At 42.4% G+C, this 18,260-nt stretch carries 18 protein-coding genes; 17 read left to right on the top strand and 1 reads right to left on the bottom strand.

Annotated features, from left to right (window positions below; translation table 11 throughout):
• Positions 1-14 precede the first annotated feature (14 nt).
• From IGI84_RS03470 to hisIE, 16 genes are all read left to right on the top strand, one after another.
• Positions 15-680, top strand: a complete 666-nt coding sequence (locus IGI84_RS03470; protein ID WP_200126028.1) for an SIS domain-containing protein — start codon at positions 15-17, stop codon at positions 678-680.
• Positions 677-1,582: a 4-hydroxy-tetrahydrodipicolinate synthase gene (gene dapA / locus IGI84_RS03475; RefSeq protein WP_368255503.1), complete on the top strand. Its 906-nt coding sequence runs from the start codon at positions 677-679 to the stop codon at positions 1,580-1,582. Before IGI84_RS03470 ends, dapA begins: the two co-directional genes overlap by 4 nt.
• A gap of 23 nt (positions 1,583-1,605) precedes the next feature.
• On the top strand, positions 1,606-3,747 hold the full coding sequence (locus IGI84_RS03480) for a BglG family transcription antiterminator (RefSeq protein ID WP_430600766.1): 2,142 nt from the start codon (positions 1,606-1,608) through the stop codon (positions 3,745-3,747).
• Positions 3,748-4,049: 302 nt separating this feature from the next.
• Entirely contained in the window at positions 4,050-5,318 is a 1,269-nt protein-coding gene (locus IGI84_RS03485; protein WP_142962989.1) for a CapA family protein, read from the top strand.
• A 252-nt stretch (positions 5,319-5,570) separates the two neighbouring features.
• The gene (locus tag IGI84_RS03490; RefSeq protein ID WP_077454014.1) at positions 5,571-6,185 is read left to right on the top strand and encodes a transcriptional regulator; all 615 of its coding nucleotides are present in this window, start codon (positions 5,571-5,573) and stop codon (positions 6,183-6,185) included.
• A 276-nt stretch (positions 6,186-6,461) separates the two neighbouring features.
• On the top strand, positions 6,462-7,133 hold the full coding sequence (locus tag IGI84_RS03495) for an HAD family hydrolase (RefSeq protein WP_430600767.1): 672 nt from the start codon (positions 6,462-6,464) through the stop codon (positions 7,131-7,133).
• Between the two features lie 538 nt (positions 7,134-7,671).
• Positions 7,672-8,055, top strand: coding sequence for a DUF7006 family protein (locus IGI84_RS03500; protein ID WP_195266056.1), 384 nt, complete (start codon positions 7,672-7,674; stop codon positions 8,053-8,055).
• Between the two features lie 249 nt (positions 8,056-8,304).
• Positions 8,305-9,147, top strand: coding sequence for a Cof-type HAD-IIB family hydrolase (locus tag IGI84_RS03505; protein ID WP_195266054.1), 843 nt, complete (start codon positions 8,305-8,307; stop codon positions 9,145-9,147).
• Positions 9,148-9,599: 452 nt separating this feature from the next.
• Entirely contained in the window at positions 9,600-11,159 is a 1,560-nt protein-coding gene (gene hisG / locus IGI84_RS03510; protein ID WP_077454007.1) for an ATP phosphoribosyltransferase, read from the top strand.
• Entirely contained in the window at positions 11,156-12,436 is a 1,281-nt protein-coding gene (hisD, locus tag IGI84_RS03515) for a histidinol dehydrogenase (protein ID WP_081119069.1), read from the top strand. Before hisG ends, hisD begins: the two co-directional genes overlap by 4 nt.
• Positions 12,433-13,491, top strand: a complete 1,059-nt coding sequence (gene hisC / locus IGI84_RS03520) for a histidinol-phosphate transaminase (protein ID WP_220426753.1) — start codon at positions 12,433-12,435, stop codon at positions 13,489-13,491. Before hisD ends, hisC begins: the two co-directional genes overlap by 4 nt.
• Positions 13,488-14,081, top strand: coding sequence for an imidazoleglycerol-phosphate dehydratase HisB (hisB, locus tag IGI84_RS03525; protein ID WP_005225202.1), 594 nt, complete (start codon positions 13,488-13,490; stop codon positions 14,079-14,081). The genes hisC and hisB overlap by 4 nt, the downstream gene beginning before the upstream one ends.
• Positions 14,082-14,146: 65 nt before the next feature.
• Positions 14,147-14,770, top strand: a complete 624-nt coding sequence (hisH, locus tag IGI84_RS03530) for an imidazole glycerol phosphate synthase subunit HisH (protein ID WP_074934506.1) — start codon at positions 14,147-14,149, stop codon at positions 14,768-14,770.
• Entirely contained in the window at positions 14,767-15,486 is a 720-nt protein-coding gene (hisA, locus tag IGI84_RS03535) for a 1-(5-phosphoribosyl)-5-[(5-phosphoribosylamino)methylideneamino]imidazole-4-carboxamide isomerase (protein WP_077454003.1), read from the top strand. The genes hisH and hisA overlap by 4 nt, the downstream gene beginning before the upstream one ends.
• Positions 15,483-16,241: an imidazole glycerol phosphate synthase subunit HisF gene (hisF, locus tag IGI84_RS03540; protein ID WP_081119067.1), complete on the top strand. Its 759-nt coding sequence runs from the start codon at positions 15,483-15,485 to the stop codon at positions 16,239-16,241. The genes hisA and hisF overlap by 4 nt, the downstream gene beginning before the upstream one ends.
• A 38-nt stretch (positions 16,242-16,279) precedes the next feature.
• Positions 16,280-16,912, top strand: a complete 633-nt coding sequence (hisIE, locus tag IGI84_RS03545; protein ID WP_081119066.1) for a bifunctional phosphoribosyl-AMP cyclohydrolase/phosphoribosyl-ATP diphosphatase HisIE — start codon at positions 16,280-16,282, stop codon at positions 16,910-16,912.
• Positions 16,913-17,044: 132 nt separating this feature from the next.
• Here the strand turns inward: hisIE and IGI84_RS03550 are convergent, their stop codons facing one another.
• Positions 17,045-17,494, bottom strand: a complete 450-nt coding sequence (locus IGI84_RS03550) for a DUF305 domain-containing protein (RefSeq protein ID WP_081119065.1) — start codon at positions 17,492-17,494, stop codon at positions 17,045-17,047.
• A gap of 258 nt (positions 17,495-17,752) precedes the next feature.
• On the opposite strand from IGI84_RS03550, the gene IGI84_RS03555 reads away from it, so the two are divergent.
• Positions 17,753-18,229: a DUF1456 family protein gene (locus tag IGI84_RS03555; RefSeq protein WP_081119064.1), complete on the top strand. Its 477-nt coding sequence runs from the start codon at positions 17,753-17,755 to the stop codon at positions 18,227-18,229.
• Positions 18,230-18,260: the final 31 nt, after the last annotated feature.

Raw genomic sequence — 18,260 nt, forward strand, 5'->3', positions numbered from 1 at the left:
TAGCAAGGAGAAGGATGAATACCATTTCTCCTTGCTATAAGAAAGGAACATCTGTATTGAATGAAAAAAACGTTTTGTTTGCATATAGTACGAATTTAAAAGCCCAAAGCGATGCTCAATTTTATCGGCTTGAAGACGAAGAAGTCTATCAACAGATGGTGAAGGCCAAAGAACTTATTCTCCATGCAGAAAAAAATCATAAGCGCGTTCATGTAACCGGCGTGGGAAAATGTTCCTATGTAGCAGGCTATGCAGCTTCACTTTTCTCATCTGTCGGTACACCCGCCTATTTTTTAGACACAACCGAAACCGTGCACGGATCGGCAGGACAAGTCGTGGCTGGCGATGTAGTGATTGCGATAAGTAATAGTGGGAATACCAAAGAATTAGAATATGCGCTTGCTACCTTAAAAGCTAATGGCGCTGTAATTTTAGCGATAACAGGAAATGAAGATTCTTCCCTAGCTTCCTGTGCTGAAGTCACATTGTCTTCTTATGTTTCCCAAGAAGGGGACTCATTGAATAAACCGCCACGTTCCTCTGTGATTGCCCAAATGATCCAGCTGCAGATTCTGTCGGTGTTGCTGCAAGAAGCAAAAGAAATCAATTTAGAAGATTACCTTAAATGGCATCCAGGGGGAAGCTTAGGAGCAACGACAAAAAAGGAGCTTACACAATGAAAATCAGAGGAATTATACCAGCAATGGTCACACCATTAAATGAGAACGGCATCAATGAAGAGGGCACCAGAAAGCTTGTCAGGCATTTGATTGCTGGTGGTGTCCACGGGTTGTTTATTTTAGGAACCAATGGCGAATTTCATACCTTAAGCAAAGAAGAGAAAATCCAGTTTGCCAAAATCGTTGTCGATGAAGTATCGGGCAGAGTACCAGTATTTGCAGGTGCCGGAGACATCGCAACGAATAAAGTGATTGAATTAGTAAATGAGTTTGCAAAAATCGGCGTTGATGCTGCTTCCATTATAACGCCATATCTTTTGAAGTATACCGATGAGGAGCTGATTCATCATTACCGTGTGATTGCAGAGCAAACGACATTACCAATCATTTTGTACAATATTCCGCCAAATACTAGAAATTTCATCAATCGTCATGTTTTCTCGGAATTACTCAAAATTGACTCGATTATTGGGATAAAAGATTCAAGCGGTGATCTAGAAAACTTCAAGGGCTATCTTGAATTAAATCATCGAGAGGATTTCTCTTTGCTGATGGGAAGCGACTCTAAGATTTTAGAAGCATTACAGTTAGGAGCAGATGGCTCTGTGGCTTCAACCGCAAATGTTGTGACGAAAACAGATGTGGCGATCTATGAACAATTTGTAGCTGGAAACATAGAACAAGCGTGGCAAGCACAAGCAAGTATTGATGATTTTAGAGAGGCCTGCAAACTCTCGACAATCCCGGCCGGTTTAAAGTATTGTCTGAGGACAATTGGGCAAGACGTGGGCTTACCGAAACTGCCTGTTCTAGATCTTACTAAAGAAGAAAAGCAACAGGTGGATCAAGTGCTTCAAAAATATGTACAAGCGGAAGGATTTACATTGAAAGTAGAACAGTAGGCTGCAGAAATGGGGGAATATTGATGGTAAAAATTGACTATAGGACGAGAAAGATGATGATGGCTCTGATTGAAAAACCGACCATCAGTTACGATTATCTTCAGCGGAATTATTCTATGAACCGCACTCAAATAGAGTATACCATTGATAAAATCAACCAGTTTCTATCTGCCCAAAAACTACCACTTAGCGTGAATAAGGAAAGTGTGATTCGACTTCCTGAAAAAAGCAAGGAATATTTGTTGGAGTCATTTTTACGTGAGCGTATGTTTAAATATTATGAGATGAGTTCAAAAGAACGAGGAAAATATATCTTTTTGACGCTCTTTTACTACGAGAAAGACTATCTGTCGGTCAACCATTTTTTAGATGCGTTAAAAATCGGCAAAACAACCTTTATGAGTGATCTGCGCAAATTACAAGCGGAATTGCAGGGGTACGATATTTCAATCAGTTATTCGAGAAAAGAGGGGTATCACTTAGCAGGTGATGAACTGATGATTCGTTACGCTTTATTTCGAATGATTTTGGAAGATGTGACTAGCAAGGACGATGATTTTATTTACCGTTACTTTATTCATAATGAACGAATACAATTGGCGGATGATCAGGACACCTATCTTTCTCTTCTTTTAGAAAAATATGCGATAGAGTTAGTTGAAAATAGGTTGATTGAATTGAACTATATCCTTATTTTTTTATACCCAAGAATGGGCTTGAATGAATTTGATCTAAAGACCTTTTCTAATGATCATGAGTTAGTAAAAATGAAGGAGTACCGTTTTGCTGAAGAAGTTTTAGAAAACGCAGGGGTGATGAATAGTATAGAAAAGAACTATCTCTGTGGGTGGGTACTGGGAATGGCATTAGGGAATGAAAAGGAATGGCTTCAAGGAAATTTGGTCATCATTGACTTGGTAGAAAGAATTGTCGAGCGATTTGAATTGCTTTCAGGTATTCGTTTCAAGGATAAACACTCTGTCATCAAGCAATTATATAGTCATTTTCGACCGACCTATTTCCGAATGCTGTTTCGATTACCGATCATCAATCCTATGCAGGAGAAAATTTTTGAAAAATATAATGACCTTTATCAGATCGTAAAAGAAACCTTGAGACCAATCAGTGATAGTTTTGATTCAAAGCTTCCAGATGAAGAAGTAGCCTTTTTAACCATGCACTTTGCGCTTTTGATCAGGAATTCTGAAGAATATATGGTGCAACAAAAAGTGGGGGTCGTTGTTTGCCCAAATGGTATTGGAAGCTCAGCAATCATTTACAATGAATTAAAGGAAATCTTTCCCTCTTTTATCTTATTGGGACCGATTGAAACAAGCGAACTACATTCATTTGATCAGTCGTACGATATCATTTTTACGACAAAACCCAACTTTCAACTTTATCCGTTAAAAAAACCGATTTTTGTAGTAAACCCGATCATGTCTTACGAGGAACGAACCCAGTTATTTTTAGATGTCAAATTTGAAACCAGTACAAGTATCAAGCCCAATACTGTTACGATCGACGGCTTGATGCAAATTATTCAACAATATTCAACAGTTACTAGCGAGTCAGCTCTGCGACATCATCTAGAGAAATTTGTACAAGAGACCTGCTCGCCAACGGCATCTATCATGTCTCAAAAAGAGAAAAAGTCAAAAGAACCTGCAATGCTGTTGGATATGATGCGTCCAGAATTGATACAATTAAACAAAAAAGTCAGAACGTGGGAAGAGGCCTTTTATCTCGCAGCCAATCCATTGATTGAAAGAAAGATCATCACTAGAAATTACATCGATTCGATCATTCAACAAACCCGATCAGAAGGCGCTTATATGGTGATATTCGATCAAGTTGCCTTACCGCATACGGTTCCTGAAGCAGGTGCAAAAAAACTTGGCATGGGATTGACAACGTTAGAATCTGAAGTATATGTCTTGGGAACGATTCCTGTAAAGTACATCTTTACCCTTTCCGCGTTAGACAGCAAGCAGCATCTAAATGCGATGACTCAGTTTATTACCCTTATTGAATCCAAAGATTTTTTTCAAGAATTAGAAAAACATGAATGTCCGGAAACAGTTTATCAATGGTTTGTAGAGCTTTTACGTACAGGAGATACGGAGTCCATATATGATCGGAAGTCTATCATTCATGATGAATGAGAAGAATCCTTAGCTAAAAATCGCAGCCTAAGATACTAAATGATACAAGACCTTAGACAACACAGACCTGCAGGAATGATTTTAGAGGAATCCACTGCTAAGAGATGTGTGAAACAGTTCGATTACGATCGGGCTGTTTTTTTATGCTTTGTAAAATGACCTATTAAAGGGCTGATAAGTATAGTATAATTATTTAATGAAAAGATAATATTTGGTATGGGTCGCAGGAAAAGGCGAAGGGAATCTAGTTAGAACGTAAATGAAGATAGGTTTTTGATAAAGCAGAGTGAAAGGGTGAGGGCATGAGACAACAACGAAGACAGGAACGTCAGAAACGCCAGCGGATCATTGCGGGGTTAAGTATAGCGCTGCTGGCAATCACACTTGGAGTGATTTATCTAGTGATTCAAGCGATAGGTATCCCCGAACAGCGTCTTACAGCAGAATCGACAAAACCGACAAAAACAATGCAAGAATCAAGTAGTTCTACCGAAACAAAGTCAGAAGTAAAAACCATCACAGTGACAGCTAGTGGTGATATGCTTTATCATACACCTGTTTATTTAAGCGCTTACGACGGAAAGCGTTATGATTTTGACAACGATTTTGAGCAGGTCAAACCGTTGATTGCATCGGCGGACCTTGCTTTAGGTGATTTTGAAGGAACCATCAATCCTAATAAACCGCTTGGCGGTTTTCCCCTATTCAACGCCCCTATCGATGCTGTTGCCAGCATCAAAGACGCGGGCTTTGATGTGATCGATCTTGCCCATAACCATATTTTAGATACGGGGATCGAAGGAATCAAAACGACGGCGGCTGCTTTTCACGACCAAGGCTTGGCAACGATTGGTGTCACGGTCGACAACAGTGGAATCCTGGTCAAAGAAGTCAACGGGATCAAAGTTGCTCTCTTGGCCTATGCCTACGGCTTCAATGGCCTTGAAGAAAGCTTAACTCAAGCAGAGTATGATACCTACTTGAAAGACTTGTCGTTAGATAAAGTGGAAGCAGAGATCAAAGAAGCGGAAAGCTTGGCGGATATCACCATCGTGATGCCTCAGTCTGGTGTTGAGTATTCTTTAGAACCAACGGAAGAACAACAAACTGTTTATCGGAAGATGATCGATTTTGGTGCTGATATTATCTTCGGCGGCCATCCGCATGTAGCAGAACCAACCGAAATCATCGAAAAGGACGGCGAAAAGAAATTTATCATTTACTCAATGGGGAACTTACTGTCGAATCAACGTTATGAAACCGTCAATGACAACTATTGGACCGAACGAGGCGTCATTCCAGAAGTTGAAATCTCCAAAGAAGGGCAGCGAACCTATTTAAGCCAGATTGCCTTGCATCCAACTTGGGTCTCCAAAGAACCAATCCCTGATCGTACCTATTATGATCCAGAATACGGCGTCTTGCAGGCCTTTGATTTTCAAGTCTGCCTTGCTGAAGATTATCTGCCAGATGGGCGATATGCCAAAAATGTCCCTGAAGAAAAGCGACAGCGAATCGAAACCGCCTACCATGAAATGCTGGAGCTGTTGGATTTGAAGTGGGAGCAGTGATGAGAAACTCAAAATGGCAAATACGGCAATCTGACAATGGTTGTTTTTTATAGGTTATCGAAAAAACGAATTATGAAATGAACGTTGGGCTTTCCCACAAAACATGACACCATATCAGTATTTATGAACAAAAAATGACACCTCAAGCGGACAAAAATAAGTAATAATGTCAACATAAAGCATTCAGAAATGAGTCCGAATGGATTCAGTAAATGATTTCTGAATAAATGGGGAATGAAAGCAGGATGTGTCATGAGAATTATTATACTGACAAAAAACATATCATATGAGATTGATTTGCAGCGGGAGCTACAGATGTTGAGTCATGAAGTATTCGTAGGGAGAACTACGGAAGAGGAAGAATGGTTGATAGAAAGCGCCAAGTTATTTGACTGTTTATTTGTCAGTGAAACAATTGCTGATCCAGAATTTTTATTGATCAATCAGACATTGGCTCCTTATTATCAACAGCGGATCGTCCGCATCTTGGCAGGGGATCGTGAACAAGAAGGTATGATTGAAAAAGCTGAGAATGCCACGTACCTGAATCGCTCTTTTGTCGAGCTGAGAGAATTTTTAGCAGCATTACCACCAAATAGTCGTAAATTAGAAAAAGCATCCGTCACAAAAGAATCCTTTCCTAAGTTTCTTAGTCTGCAAGAACAGATTTTTTTTAACAATTTAGGAGAAGAACAATTCATCAACCGGGAAGATTTGTGTTGGAAAATTTGGGGGAATGGTGGAACGAACTCAAGAAAATCCCAGTTGTCGATATTAGCGAAACGCATCAATGAAAAACTAGATGAATACGACTATACTGAAAAGCGGGTGCGAACCGCTTGGGGCAAAGGCTATATTTTACAATAAAAAGAACCAATGTGTGATAAGAAGTGTATTGAAGCTTTTTCTATCAAGAGTAAACCTCTTTAAATCAGTCTATTTTGTAGAAGCGACTCTGTTTTCAAATTGAGTCGTTTTTTTATATAAAAACATTAGTATTAAATGAGTGATGGTATTGAAAATTATGATAATGCTTTTTTTTAGTGTTAAAATAGAGATAATCAGTAATGAAAAGGAATACTGCAGGATTTAAAAAGTGCTTGGTAGAAAAGTGTTGTAGTATCTTTCAGAGGAGGAAATGGCGTGAAGAAGATTGAGTGTGTGATATTTGATTTGGACGGAACTTTATTGGATTCAAAAGAGTGCAGTGTTAAGGCAACAAAAGCGGCTTTTACAGAGATGGGACTCAAAGTACCCAGTGAAGTAGTCATTGAACATTATATGGGGATACCGATCGAAGAATCATTTTTTAAAATGTCAGAACAGCCATTAGATCAAGAAATCGCAGCGGAATTGATTCAGATTTTTCGTGCCTATTACCAAACATATGAAGAAAGTACCTTGAAAGTATTTCCTGAAATTCCCCATATCTTAGAGAGTTTAAATAAACGAAAGGTTCCTTGTTTCGTCGTTTCAAGTAAGAAGACAGCAGTCGTCAAACGAAACTTGGCTGCTCAGGATCTTGTGGATTTCTTTGAGGAAATCATCGGCTCAGATGCGGTGTCCCACTACAAGCCTCATCCAGAAGGAATCAATCAATTAGTAACGCAGTATCAGTTTGATCCGACCAAGACGATCATGGTAGGAGATGCTATTTTTGATATTCAGATGGGCAAAGCAGCTGGTGTCAAAACCATCGCCATAACGTGGGGCAGCCACAATGCAAAAAAACTTTCTGCCGAAAAAACCAGATGCTGTGGCAGAGACACCGCAGGAGATTTTAGATTGTATTTATGCTTGATCCATTTTTACTGACACTGTCCCAAAGTCCATACTATTTTTGACCTGTAGAGTGATAAAATAGTATGGACTGAACGTCTTCTTCCAACAAAATATTTAAGGTTTCGACCAATGATCGATAGATTCGATTATTGGTTTTTTTGGTATGGATAGGGGGTGTCTTTGTTCCTTGAAGCAACAACTTTAGCTATCTGTTGATTTTTATCGATATTGTAGTCATTTTCTTTTTACTAGAACCGATCTAGTTTCGTTCGAGCACTACTTTTTAGTAGAAGGAGACGAGTTGTCCGCCACTTTTTCACTCTTATTTCTCTTATTTAATAAAAAGTAATTATAAGAGGACACGAAAGGGAAACTATAATAGGAGTAACTGATTTTCTTAACGTGTCTGCACTGGTAAGAGCTAAGGACCCAATCACTTTTAGTCGTTTTTGGACAGCTAAGCTTCAATTTGTCTGAGCGAATAAAAACACCTAGCGGAAGAAAATCAAAGCGAGCAGAAGTGATAGCGCTACTTTCACCGAAAAAAACATAGATGTAAAGGAGTAAGGATATGATATCAGAAAATATCAAGGAACCGAAAGACTATTTGTGTTATTCAAAAGAAGTGTTGCTAAGTGTAGGGGTAGTGACTGATTATCCAAAAATCTTCCATTATTATCAAGAACTCTGTGATGAATTTGAGCACATTTACTATGATCAATCAAAGAGTTTATTTGTTCAGCTCAAAGCACTTCTAGCAATAGATGCGCAGATTCAAATTTTACTGGAACTTTTTGAAAATAGTAGAACAAACTTATGCCAAGAGTTTTGTATGGATGAGCATGAAATAATTTGTATGATCAAAAATGATAAAAAATCTTATTATCGCGAGCTTACAGGCCAAAAAAACAATCAACTACCAAAATGGAGCTTAATTTATTTAAGTGAGGAGTAAGCACAATTTAGGAAAATTCAACCATCTCAAGAAAAAACACATGGAGTAATAGCGTGATGAACACGGAGTAAAGGAATAGAAAGAGCGACCACAATAACAGAATCCCATCTTATGATCAATTAAAATAGTCTAGCGCACTTTCCTTGTGATTTGTTATACTAAATCTAAGTAGCTGATCTTGACATCTTGTATTCGGCAAGTACGTTCATGTGAGCGCTTTATTGATTGAGTGAGAAAAGAGGGAAAGAAATGACGAAAAAAATTGTCTTTTTAGATGTAGATGGAACATTATGTGATGACGCGGGGAACGTACCAGAAAGTGCACGCCAAGCGATCACAGCGGCACATAAGAAGGGACATGAGTTTTTCTTATGTACCGGTCGTTCAAAAGCCGAAATCACAGAAGATGTACTGACCCTGCCCTTAAGCGGAATGATTGGTGCCGGCGGCGGTTATTGTGAGGTGCACGATGAGGTGATTTTGCACAAAGTTTTTGAAAAGGAAGCCTTATTAACGTTGATCGATTTCTTAAAAGCAAACAAAATCGAGTATTACTTAGAATCGAATCAAGGATTATTTGCAAGTACCAATCTACGAAATCGCTTGCTGGAGATCGTCTTGGCAGGTGAGCCTGTTGAAAGTGAAGCAGGAAAACAACGCGTTCAAACTATTCAGTGGTTCCTTGACTTACTGATTGAGGACGAAGCGAAAATTGATTATGATGACGTGAATAAAGTTTCCTTTATCAATCATTCGATTCCTTATGAACGGGTCCATGACCAATACCACGATCAATTCCAAATGATTCGCAGTACGGTACCTGTTTTTGGCAAAGACAGTGGCGAGATCGGCATCAAGAATATCCACAAGAAAACAGCTATCGATTTTCTCTTGAACCATCTAGGGATCGATAACAAAGATACATTGGCGTTTGGTGACGGCCATAATGATGTCGAAATGTTTGAAGCTGTTGCGACAGGAATTGCGATGGGCAATGCCTGTGAACAGCTATTGGCAGTAGCTGACGAGGTGACGGCTCGACCAGAAGACGGCGGGATTGCGCAAGCGTTACAAAAGCACGGTCTGGTGTAGCCACCAAAAAGCATGTCCAGCACATGCTTTTTTATGCTAGTCAGGTTTCATAAAGACGATGGGAAACACCTTTTTTTGTTATTTTGAATAAGTATGAAAAAAGACTTGTTCTATAATGAAGAGGAAAGCACGTGTCTAGTAAAGGTATTTCGCAAGACTGTATAAGAATGAATGGGTGAATGCCCAAGCTACTGTTTATAGAAAATAGTAAAGGACCAAAACAAAACGAAGAATCGGTTCGTTTTGTTTTGGTCCTTTTTGCAGAGACAGCTCTTTATTAAGAATAATTGCTAGATTTACTTTGAAAAAATCCAGAATATTTCGAAAAATACCATTGCTTATTTATGGCAAAACCATTAGTATTATTAGAAAAACTGATGGTGAACCGATGAAAAAGTTTAGTTTTAACAACGGAAAAGCCGGATCAGTGGCATGAAATAGGAGTGATAAGTGTGGAAGAGTTATGGAATGTATTGAAACCAGCCGAACAAGTCGAACTGAAATTAAGAAAATTGTATACGCAGCATCATTTTTCCCCTTATCACTCGAACAACTTTGAAGAGTATCGCAACTATCAGCAAAATGATCAGTTCTTACGTGGTTCTTCCATCATCACGTTTACGGGTACGGATGGTAGGACGATGGCGCTAAAACCCGATGTCACCTTGTCGATTGCCAAAAATACACCGTCTGGAGAAGCCCGCAGAGTGTATTATGTGGAAGATGTCTATCGACAGGATCGTCAAGCAGGGGAATACCAAAAGATCGATCAAATCGGTTTGGAGCTCATTGATCAAATCACGTGGGAAGATCAACTGGAGGTTGTAAAACTGGCTTGGGAAAGTTTGGCTCAGGTGGGAAAAGGGACCTTAGATCTGTCCCATATGGGGATTTTGGATGGCATCTGCCAACGCTTCCCCGAAGCGGATCGACAAAAAGTACTGCACTGCCTGCGGGACAAGAGTTCTCATGGCATGGATGCACTGACTGAAAAAGCTGGCTTGTCAGCAACAGAAGCTGAAAAATTAGCGAAACTGGTACGTTTGTCAGGTGATTTTGAAACCAAGTATCAAAAAGCCAAAGAGCTGCTGGCAGAATATCCCCAAGCACAAGCTGGTTTAGCAGAACTGAACCAACTGTATCAAGCATTGCAAAAAGAACAACTGTCAGCCTCCATTCGGATAAGGCTGGATTTTTCGATTTTAAATGATGCCGATTATTACAGTGGTTTGCTGTTTCAAGGATTCATCGAAGAAGCAAGAGAGACGATTTTATATGGGGGCCGTTATGATCGCTTGATGAGTCGCCAAGGCAAAGAGCAAGGGGCGATCGGGTTTGGTATGAAACTCAACCATGTAGGGCAAAAGGTGCCGACTGACAACGAAAGTTCAGGCTATTTGAACATTGCGCTACCTAAAGGCCGCATGGGGGATGCCGTATACGACTTATTCACCAAAGCCGGTGTGGCTGCACAAGGTGTTTTCAAAGACAATCGCCAACTGATTTTTTGTGATGAAGAAAACAAACTGCGCTTTTTCTTAGTCAAGCCTAGTGATGTGGCAATCTATGTGGAGCACGGAGTGGCGGATATCGGTGTCGTAGGCAAAGATATTTTAATGGAAAGCAAGGCAGAAGTCATCGAATTTCTTGATTTGCATATGGGGGTCTGCCGTTTGGCAGTAGCAGCGCGTACGGATTTCGAAGAAGATTTCTCCCGCCCGCTGCGGGTCTCCACAAAATATCCGCAGATCACCCGCCAGTTTTATCAAGGATTAGGTCGCTCGGTGGAATTGATCCAACTGCATGGATCGATTGAATTGGCTCCTTTGTTAGGTCTCTCCGATGTGATCGTTGACATCGTCGAAACGGGGACGACACTAAAAGAAAATGATTTAGAAGTGATCCAAGACATCGCGCCGTCTTCAGCGCGTTTAGTGATCAACCACGCCACGTGGCGTTTCAAGCAAGAACGCATTCAAACAGTGATTGAGAAGGTGAGGGAGCAATTATGAGAATTTTTTCGACCCAAAAAGATACGATCGAAACGATTGTGGCAAGGAAACAGTCGGAAACGAAGGATGTTTCAACCGTTGTTGCCCAAATCATTGCCCGTGTTCAGCAGCAAGGAGATCAGGCGTTGTTTCAATTAATTGAAGAAATCGATCAAGTGAGCTTGACTTCCTTAACCGTCAGTCTTGAGGAGGTTGAAACGGCTGTCCAAGCCGTCTCCCCTGAGCTGCTTGAGGTGATGGAACAGGCGAAAGAAAACATTTTGGCATTTCATCAAAAGCAAGTCCAGCAAGGCTTTGTCTTAACGAAGGAAAATGGCGTTGTGATGGGACAGCGGGTCTTGCCACTAGCAAAAGTCGGGGTCTACGTTCCTGGCGGCACAGCAGCTTATCCCAGTACGGTTTTGATGGATGTCCTGCCTGCAAAAATCGCCGGGGTCAAAAAAATCGTTATGATCACACCGACGGACAGCCAAGGAAAAGTTCCAGCTGCTATCTTAGCGGCAGCTTTCGTTGCCGGAGTGGATGAAATCTACAAAGTCGGTGGGGCCCATGGCGTAGCGGCATTGGCTTATGGGACAGAAACGATTCCCAAAGTCGACAAAATCGTCGGTCCAGGAAATATTTATGTCGCCACAGCGAAAAAAATGGTGTACGGCGAAGTTGATATCGATATGATCGCAGGGCCTAGCGATGTGCTGATCATCGCCGATGCCAGCGCAAATCCTCGTTGGCTGGCAGCAGATCTTTTGGCACAAGCCGAGCATGATCCCTTAGCGCAAGCCATCTTAGTCACAACAGAAGCAGCCTTGATTGAACAAGTCCAAGTAGAGCTTGACTTGCAGCTGAAGGAACTGCCCCGAAAAGACATTGCTGCTGCGGCGCTTGAATCTAGCGGAAAGCTGATTCTGGTCAATGATTTGTCCGAAGCACTTACCATTGCCAATCAAATCGCCCCTGAACACCTTGAATTAGCAGTGGCAGATCCTTTTGCTTTGTTGGGACAAGTAGAAAATGCGGGCAGTGTCTTTTTAGGACATCATACACCAGAAGTGCTGGGAGATTATTTTGCTGGACCAAATCATACCCTACCAACAGAAGGGACCGCCCGTTTTTACTCACCGTTATCAGTGGATGATTTTATTAAGAAAAGCAGCTACTTGTATTACCCAGAAGCAGCCATGAAGGCGGCTGGTCCAGCCGTAGCATTGTTCGCAGAAACCGAAGACTTGATCGGCCATGCCCGTTCGATCAATGTACGAAGAGAGGGAGATAAATGACCTTTTTACATCAAAAGTATCACAAGCTGACTCCTTATACACCAGGGGAACAAGTAGACGAGCAAGCCGTTATTAAACTGAACACCAATGAAAGTCCTTATCCGCCAGCGCCAAGTGTTCAAGCAGCGGTTGCCGATGCCGCCCACAAGCTGAATCGTTACTCGGATATTGCTGCTGAAGTGGTGACAACCCCTCTGGCTGCCTATCTTGGCGTTACACCAGTCCAGCTGTTTCTCGGTAATGGCAGTGACGAAGTCTTGTCCTATCTCTTTCAAGGCTTCACGGAAAACGGCATCGCCTTTCCCGATGTGACCTATGGGTTTTATCAAGTGTATAGTGCCTTGTACCAAGTCGCTGCCACCGTTGTTCCGCTGCAAGAAGATTTCTCGATTGCGTTAACGGACTACGATTCGCTCAAAGGGACTGTCATTTTTGCCAATCCCAATGCGCCGACTGGGGTTTATCAAGAACAAAGCGAAATTTGTGCCTTTCTAAAACGGCATCCCGATCGCTTAGTGATTGTCGATGAGGCCTATATCGATTTTGGCGGCTCTTCAATGGTTTCTTTGATCGATCAATACCCAAATCTCTTGGTTGTGGGGACGTTTTCAAAATCTCGGCAGTTGGCAGGGGCACGCCTAGGCTTTGCGGTTGCTAATGAAGGACTGATCCAAGACTTGAATCGGTTGAAATTTAGCTTGAATCCTTACAATGTCAATAGTTTGACCCAAGCCGCTGGTGCAGCCGCTTTGCAAGAACAAGCGTATGTCGATGAGAAGATCCAAGCAACGATCCAGGTGCGTGAGTGGAGCAAGCAAGCCCTAGCGAAGCTCGGCTTTGAGCAGACCGACAGCCAAGGAAATTTTTTGTTTGCAAGGCACCCTGCGATTGCTGGGGAAGAGTTGTATCAGGCACTGAAAGAGCAGAAAATCTTCGTCCGCTGGTTTAATCAGCCCCGTATCAAAGAGTATTTACGGATCACGGTAGGAACGAGGGCCCAGATGGAACGATTGATGACGGTGTTAACAACGATCATAGAAGAGGTGAAGGAATGAGAAAAGCAGAAGTTACCCGCAATACGACTGAAACCAAGATCCACCTGCAGTTGACGATCGATGGTACTGGTCAGCAATCAATCAAGACTGGTGTGGGGTTTTTAGACCACATGCTGGAATTATTTGTCCGCCACGGTCGCTTTGATTTGACGTTGGTCTGTGATGGCGATACAGAAGTAGATGCCCATCACACAACAGAAGACGTTGCCATCGCCATTGGCCGAGCGTTTTCAGAAAGTCTTGGGGAGCGACGAGGCATCAAACGCTATGGCAGTATGCTGCTGCCGATGGACGAAGCCTTAGTCATGACAGCGATCGATATCAGCGGTCGTGGCATGGCAGTCGTAGAGTTGGCGATACCGAGCGAAAAAATCGGGCAGCAGTTTGATACGGAATTGGTTGAAGAATTTTTCATTGCTTTTGCCCGTGAATTAGGTGCTACGATCCATCTCCATCAAATCGCTGGCAAAAACAGCCACCACATTGTGGAAGCTTGTTTTAAAGGCTTTGGGCGTGCCTTAGGTGAAGCAGTAGCGATCAATCAAGCAGCCCCAGATGAGATCCCTTCAACCAAAGGGACGATCCAGTGATTCATGAGGGAAAAATGATTACGTATCTTCCACACAGATGGATGAGATAAGGAAAGGGGCGTATTATGTTAGCAATCATCGACTATGGGGTCGGCAATTTGTTCAGCTTGTCTCGTTCGCTGGATTATTTGGGGGTTGACTGCCGAATCACGCGTTCACTAGCAGAATTAAAAGCTGCCGACCGCATTCTTTTACCTGGCGTAGGCGCTTTTGGCGATGCCCGCCAAAAGTTGGCAGAGTTGTCGCTGATCGAACCGATCCAAGAATTGGCAGCAGCTGGCAAACCCTTTTTAGGCATTTGTTTAGGGATGCAGCTGTTGTTCGACAGCAGCGAGGAGTTTGGCACACATGTGGGGCTCGGTTTGATTCCAGGACGGATCGTTTCCATGCAAAGCGCCTTTGAAGAAGCCAAACTGAATCTGAAAGTGCCGCAGATTGGTTGGAATCGGCTGACTGTCAGAAAGGAAAGTCCTCTAGTCAGCGGGCTAGGGGAACAAGACTTTGTCTACTATGTCCACAGTTATTTTGCTACTGATTGCCAAGAGTATGTCATAGCAGACAGTGACTATGGTCTAGCAATTCCCGGTATCGTGCAAAAAGACAATGTCTTCGGTACTCAGTTCCACCCAGAAAAAAGTGGGGCTGTCGGGTTGAAGATTTTAAAAGCATTTACGGAGGTGCCGCTATGAAAATTTTTCCAGCAATTGATCTGTTAGATCAAAAAGTGGTCCGTTTGTACCAAGGAGACTATGAGCAAAAAGAAGTGTTTGGGGATGATCCAGTGGCATTTGCTCGTTCATTTGAAGAAGCGGGTGCCAACTATCTACACCTCGTCGACTTAGATGGTGCCAAAGCGGGCAAACTCCATTACTTTGATATCGCAAAAAATATTGTCCAGCAGACCAATCTGTTTGTCGAAGTTGGCGGCGGGATCCGTGAGGAAGAAACGATCCAGCATTGTTTGGCAGCAGGCGTTCATCGGGTGATCCTCGGCACGATTGCCCAGAAAGACCCAGCATTCACAAAAGCGATGCTCAAGAAATACGGCGATAAGATCGCCATTGGGGTCGATGCCAAGGATGAAAAAGTGGCAGTGGAAGGTTGGCTCGAGAAAACGGCAACAGACGCGTTTACTTTTTGCCAACAATTGGTGGCATGGGGAGCGCAAACGATCATCTTTACCGAAATCTCCCGTGACGGTACAGGAGAAGGCATCAATCTGCCCTTATACGAAAAACTCAATCAATTGGATTGCGACATCGTGGCATCTGGCGGCGTGGCTTCATTGGCAGATATCAAAGGATTAAAACAGTTGGGCATCTCTGGCGTGATCGTCGGGAAATCCTTATATAACGGCAGTCTCCAATTGGCCGATGTCTTAGCAGCAGGGGAGGCAGAAGCATGATCGCCAAACGAATCATTCCTTGCCTTGATGTGCGAGATGGGCGAGTCGTGAAAGGGGTCAACTTTGCTGGCTTAAAAGATGTCAATGATCCGGTGACTTTGGCGCGCTTTTACAATGAACAAGGCGCCGATGAGCTGGTTTTTTATGACATTACTGCTTCTGCAGAAGAACGCGGCTTATTCACGGACATTTTGCAGCGCGTAGCGTCAGAAGTGTTTATTCCCTTGACGGTGGGCGGTGGCATCAATCAAGTAGCAGATTTTGAGCGAGTCTTAAACTGTGGCGCCGACAAAGTCAGCGTCAATTCGGGAGCGCTTCGCCGACCAGAGCTGATCGCAGAAGGCGCGAAACGCTATGGCAGCCAGTGCGTTGTTTTATCCGTTGATGTTCGCCGCGTCGGGGAGAACTGGCATGTGTTTGCCAAAGGCGGACGGGAAGATACAGGCTTAGAAGCATTGGCGTGGATTCACCAAGCTGAGCAGTTAGGTGCTGGTGAACTAGTCATCAACAGCATGGATACCGATGGCGTGAAGCAGGGGTTTGATCTCGACTTGCTGAAAGCTGTCAGCGAAATCACCAAATTACCGATCGTCGCATCCGGTGGTGCTGGCAAAAGTTCTGATTTTATCGAGCTGTTTCAGTTGCCAAATATTGAAGCAGGTCTGGCAGCCTCGATTTTTCACTATGGCGAGGTAAAAATCCCAGAGCTGAAAAAACAATTACAGGCCGTTGATATTCCCGTACGAATCGTATAGCGTTGGCATTTTGATAGGCAATAGAAGGAGTGGATAACATGGTGCAAGTACGATTTGATGAACAAGGATTGGTTCCAGTGATCGTGCAGGATGTGGAAACGAATGAAGTTTTGACCTTGGCTTATATGAACCAAGAAAGTTTGACTTTGACCTTGAAGGACCGATTGATGACCTTTTATTCCCGCAGTCGTCAAGAATTGTGGCGCAAAGGAGAAACCAGCGGCAATTACCAGCATTTAGTATCTTTGACAGCAGATTGCGATCAAGATGCCTTAGTCGCCAAAGTAAAAAAAGACGGACCTGCTTGCCATACAGGCACAGAAAGCTGCTTTACAGAAGTGCTTTATGGTACAGAATCCTCTCCGACCATTGATGCGTTGTATGAGCTGATAAAAGGTCGTAAAGATACGCCACAAGAAGGCAGCTATACCAGCTACTTGTTTGAAAAAGGCAGTGAAAAAATCTTAAAAAAAATCGGCGAGGAAGCAACCGAGGTCGTGATTGGGGCGATGAAGGAAGACCGTCAAGAAACCGTTTATGAGATTGCTGATTTGGCGTACCACACATTGGTTTTAATGGCAGAAATGGGGATTGAGTTAGCGGCTATTCGCCAAGAGCTTGCCAAGCGTCATGTTGTGGATAAGAAAGTCAAACAAGAACGGATGCAATAACGGTCAGGGTTTTTCAGTAGAAAGAAAGCAACTGACGATAAAAAAAGAAGCCCTTCAGCCATTGCTTGAAGGGCTTCGTAACCGTGGCGATAAAGTTGATCTGCTGGTACTTTGAGTGAGCACACAAACTGGCTATTTGTTTTCCAACTCTTCGATCAATTCTTTCATTTCTTTGATTTCTTTTTCCTGTGCGTCAATGATTTTTTCTGCAAGTTCTTTTACTCTTGGATCAGACAAATCGGCATTTTTACTGGTTAGAATCGCAATCGAATGATGGGGAATCATGGCTTTCATCCAGGCCGTATCTCCCACGGCGGTTTGGCTTCTGACCATAAACAGTGAACCAAAAAAGAGTACAACACTGACAACTAGAATGCCGATATTCATTTTCTTGTTGTTATACATCTTCCACATAAATAACAGCATGATGATCGCCATCATCGCGCCCATCATCAGTGCCATAAATAGGCGGGTTTGGCTGAAAAAGATATGATCAAGGGCATAGACATTGAAATACATCATACAAAACATAATCACCGTCGATACCCCGATCATCACCAAAAATTTCCCGTATTTCTTCATTTCTTTCCTCTCCTTTTTGTATACAAAATAAAAACAATAAAGCAATCCAAAACATCATCGTAACTGATGCTTTTTTTCGTTTATTGTTCTGTTAGAAGAATTTTACTCCCTAAATCAAGTATAGCGGAGGAAGTGGAAGGAGAGAAGCGATATACATCTGAACGAAAACAATGGATTCTCAAAGTAAAAAAGCGAAAACAGGATTACTCGTCTAGGTTTATTTGTTATAATCAACCTAAGAAATGGATGGTGTATAGAATGAATCACAATGATCGCTTAACGCGTTTACGCTATGCTTTGGATATCAAGGATACCGACATGGTGAAAATTTTTGAACTTGGCGGCGCTTCTTTCACAAAAGAAGAAGTAAGACAATTATTGAAGAAAAAAGATCCTGAGACCTACGAGATTGAGTGTACCAATGAAGCCTTTGAGCGTTTCTTAAATGGTTTGATTCGCTCGCAACGAGGAACAAAGCCAGATGCTGCAGAACCTGTCTTAGAGCTAAACAATGGCAATGTGAATAATTTGATGTTGAAGAAAATAAAAATTGCCCTTTCCCTAACCACGGATGAAATGCTGGACATTTTCCAGCAGGCTGGAGTTACAGTTTCAAAAGGTGAACTAGGCGCCATTTTACGCAAAGAAGGCCATCGCAATTACAAACCATGCTTAGACAAATATGCCCGTAACTTTTTAAAAGGATTGACGATCGAGTATCGCGACAACAAGTAAAAATTTAAAAATAGGATGAGCTTACAAAATG

It is taken from the genome of Enterococcus sp. DIV0008 (assembly GCF_050542615.1).
GTDB lineage: Bacteria > Bacillota > Bacilli > Lactobacillales > Enterococcaceae > Enterococcus_D > Enterococcus_D innesii.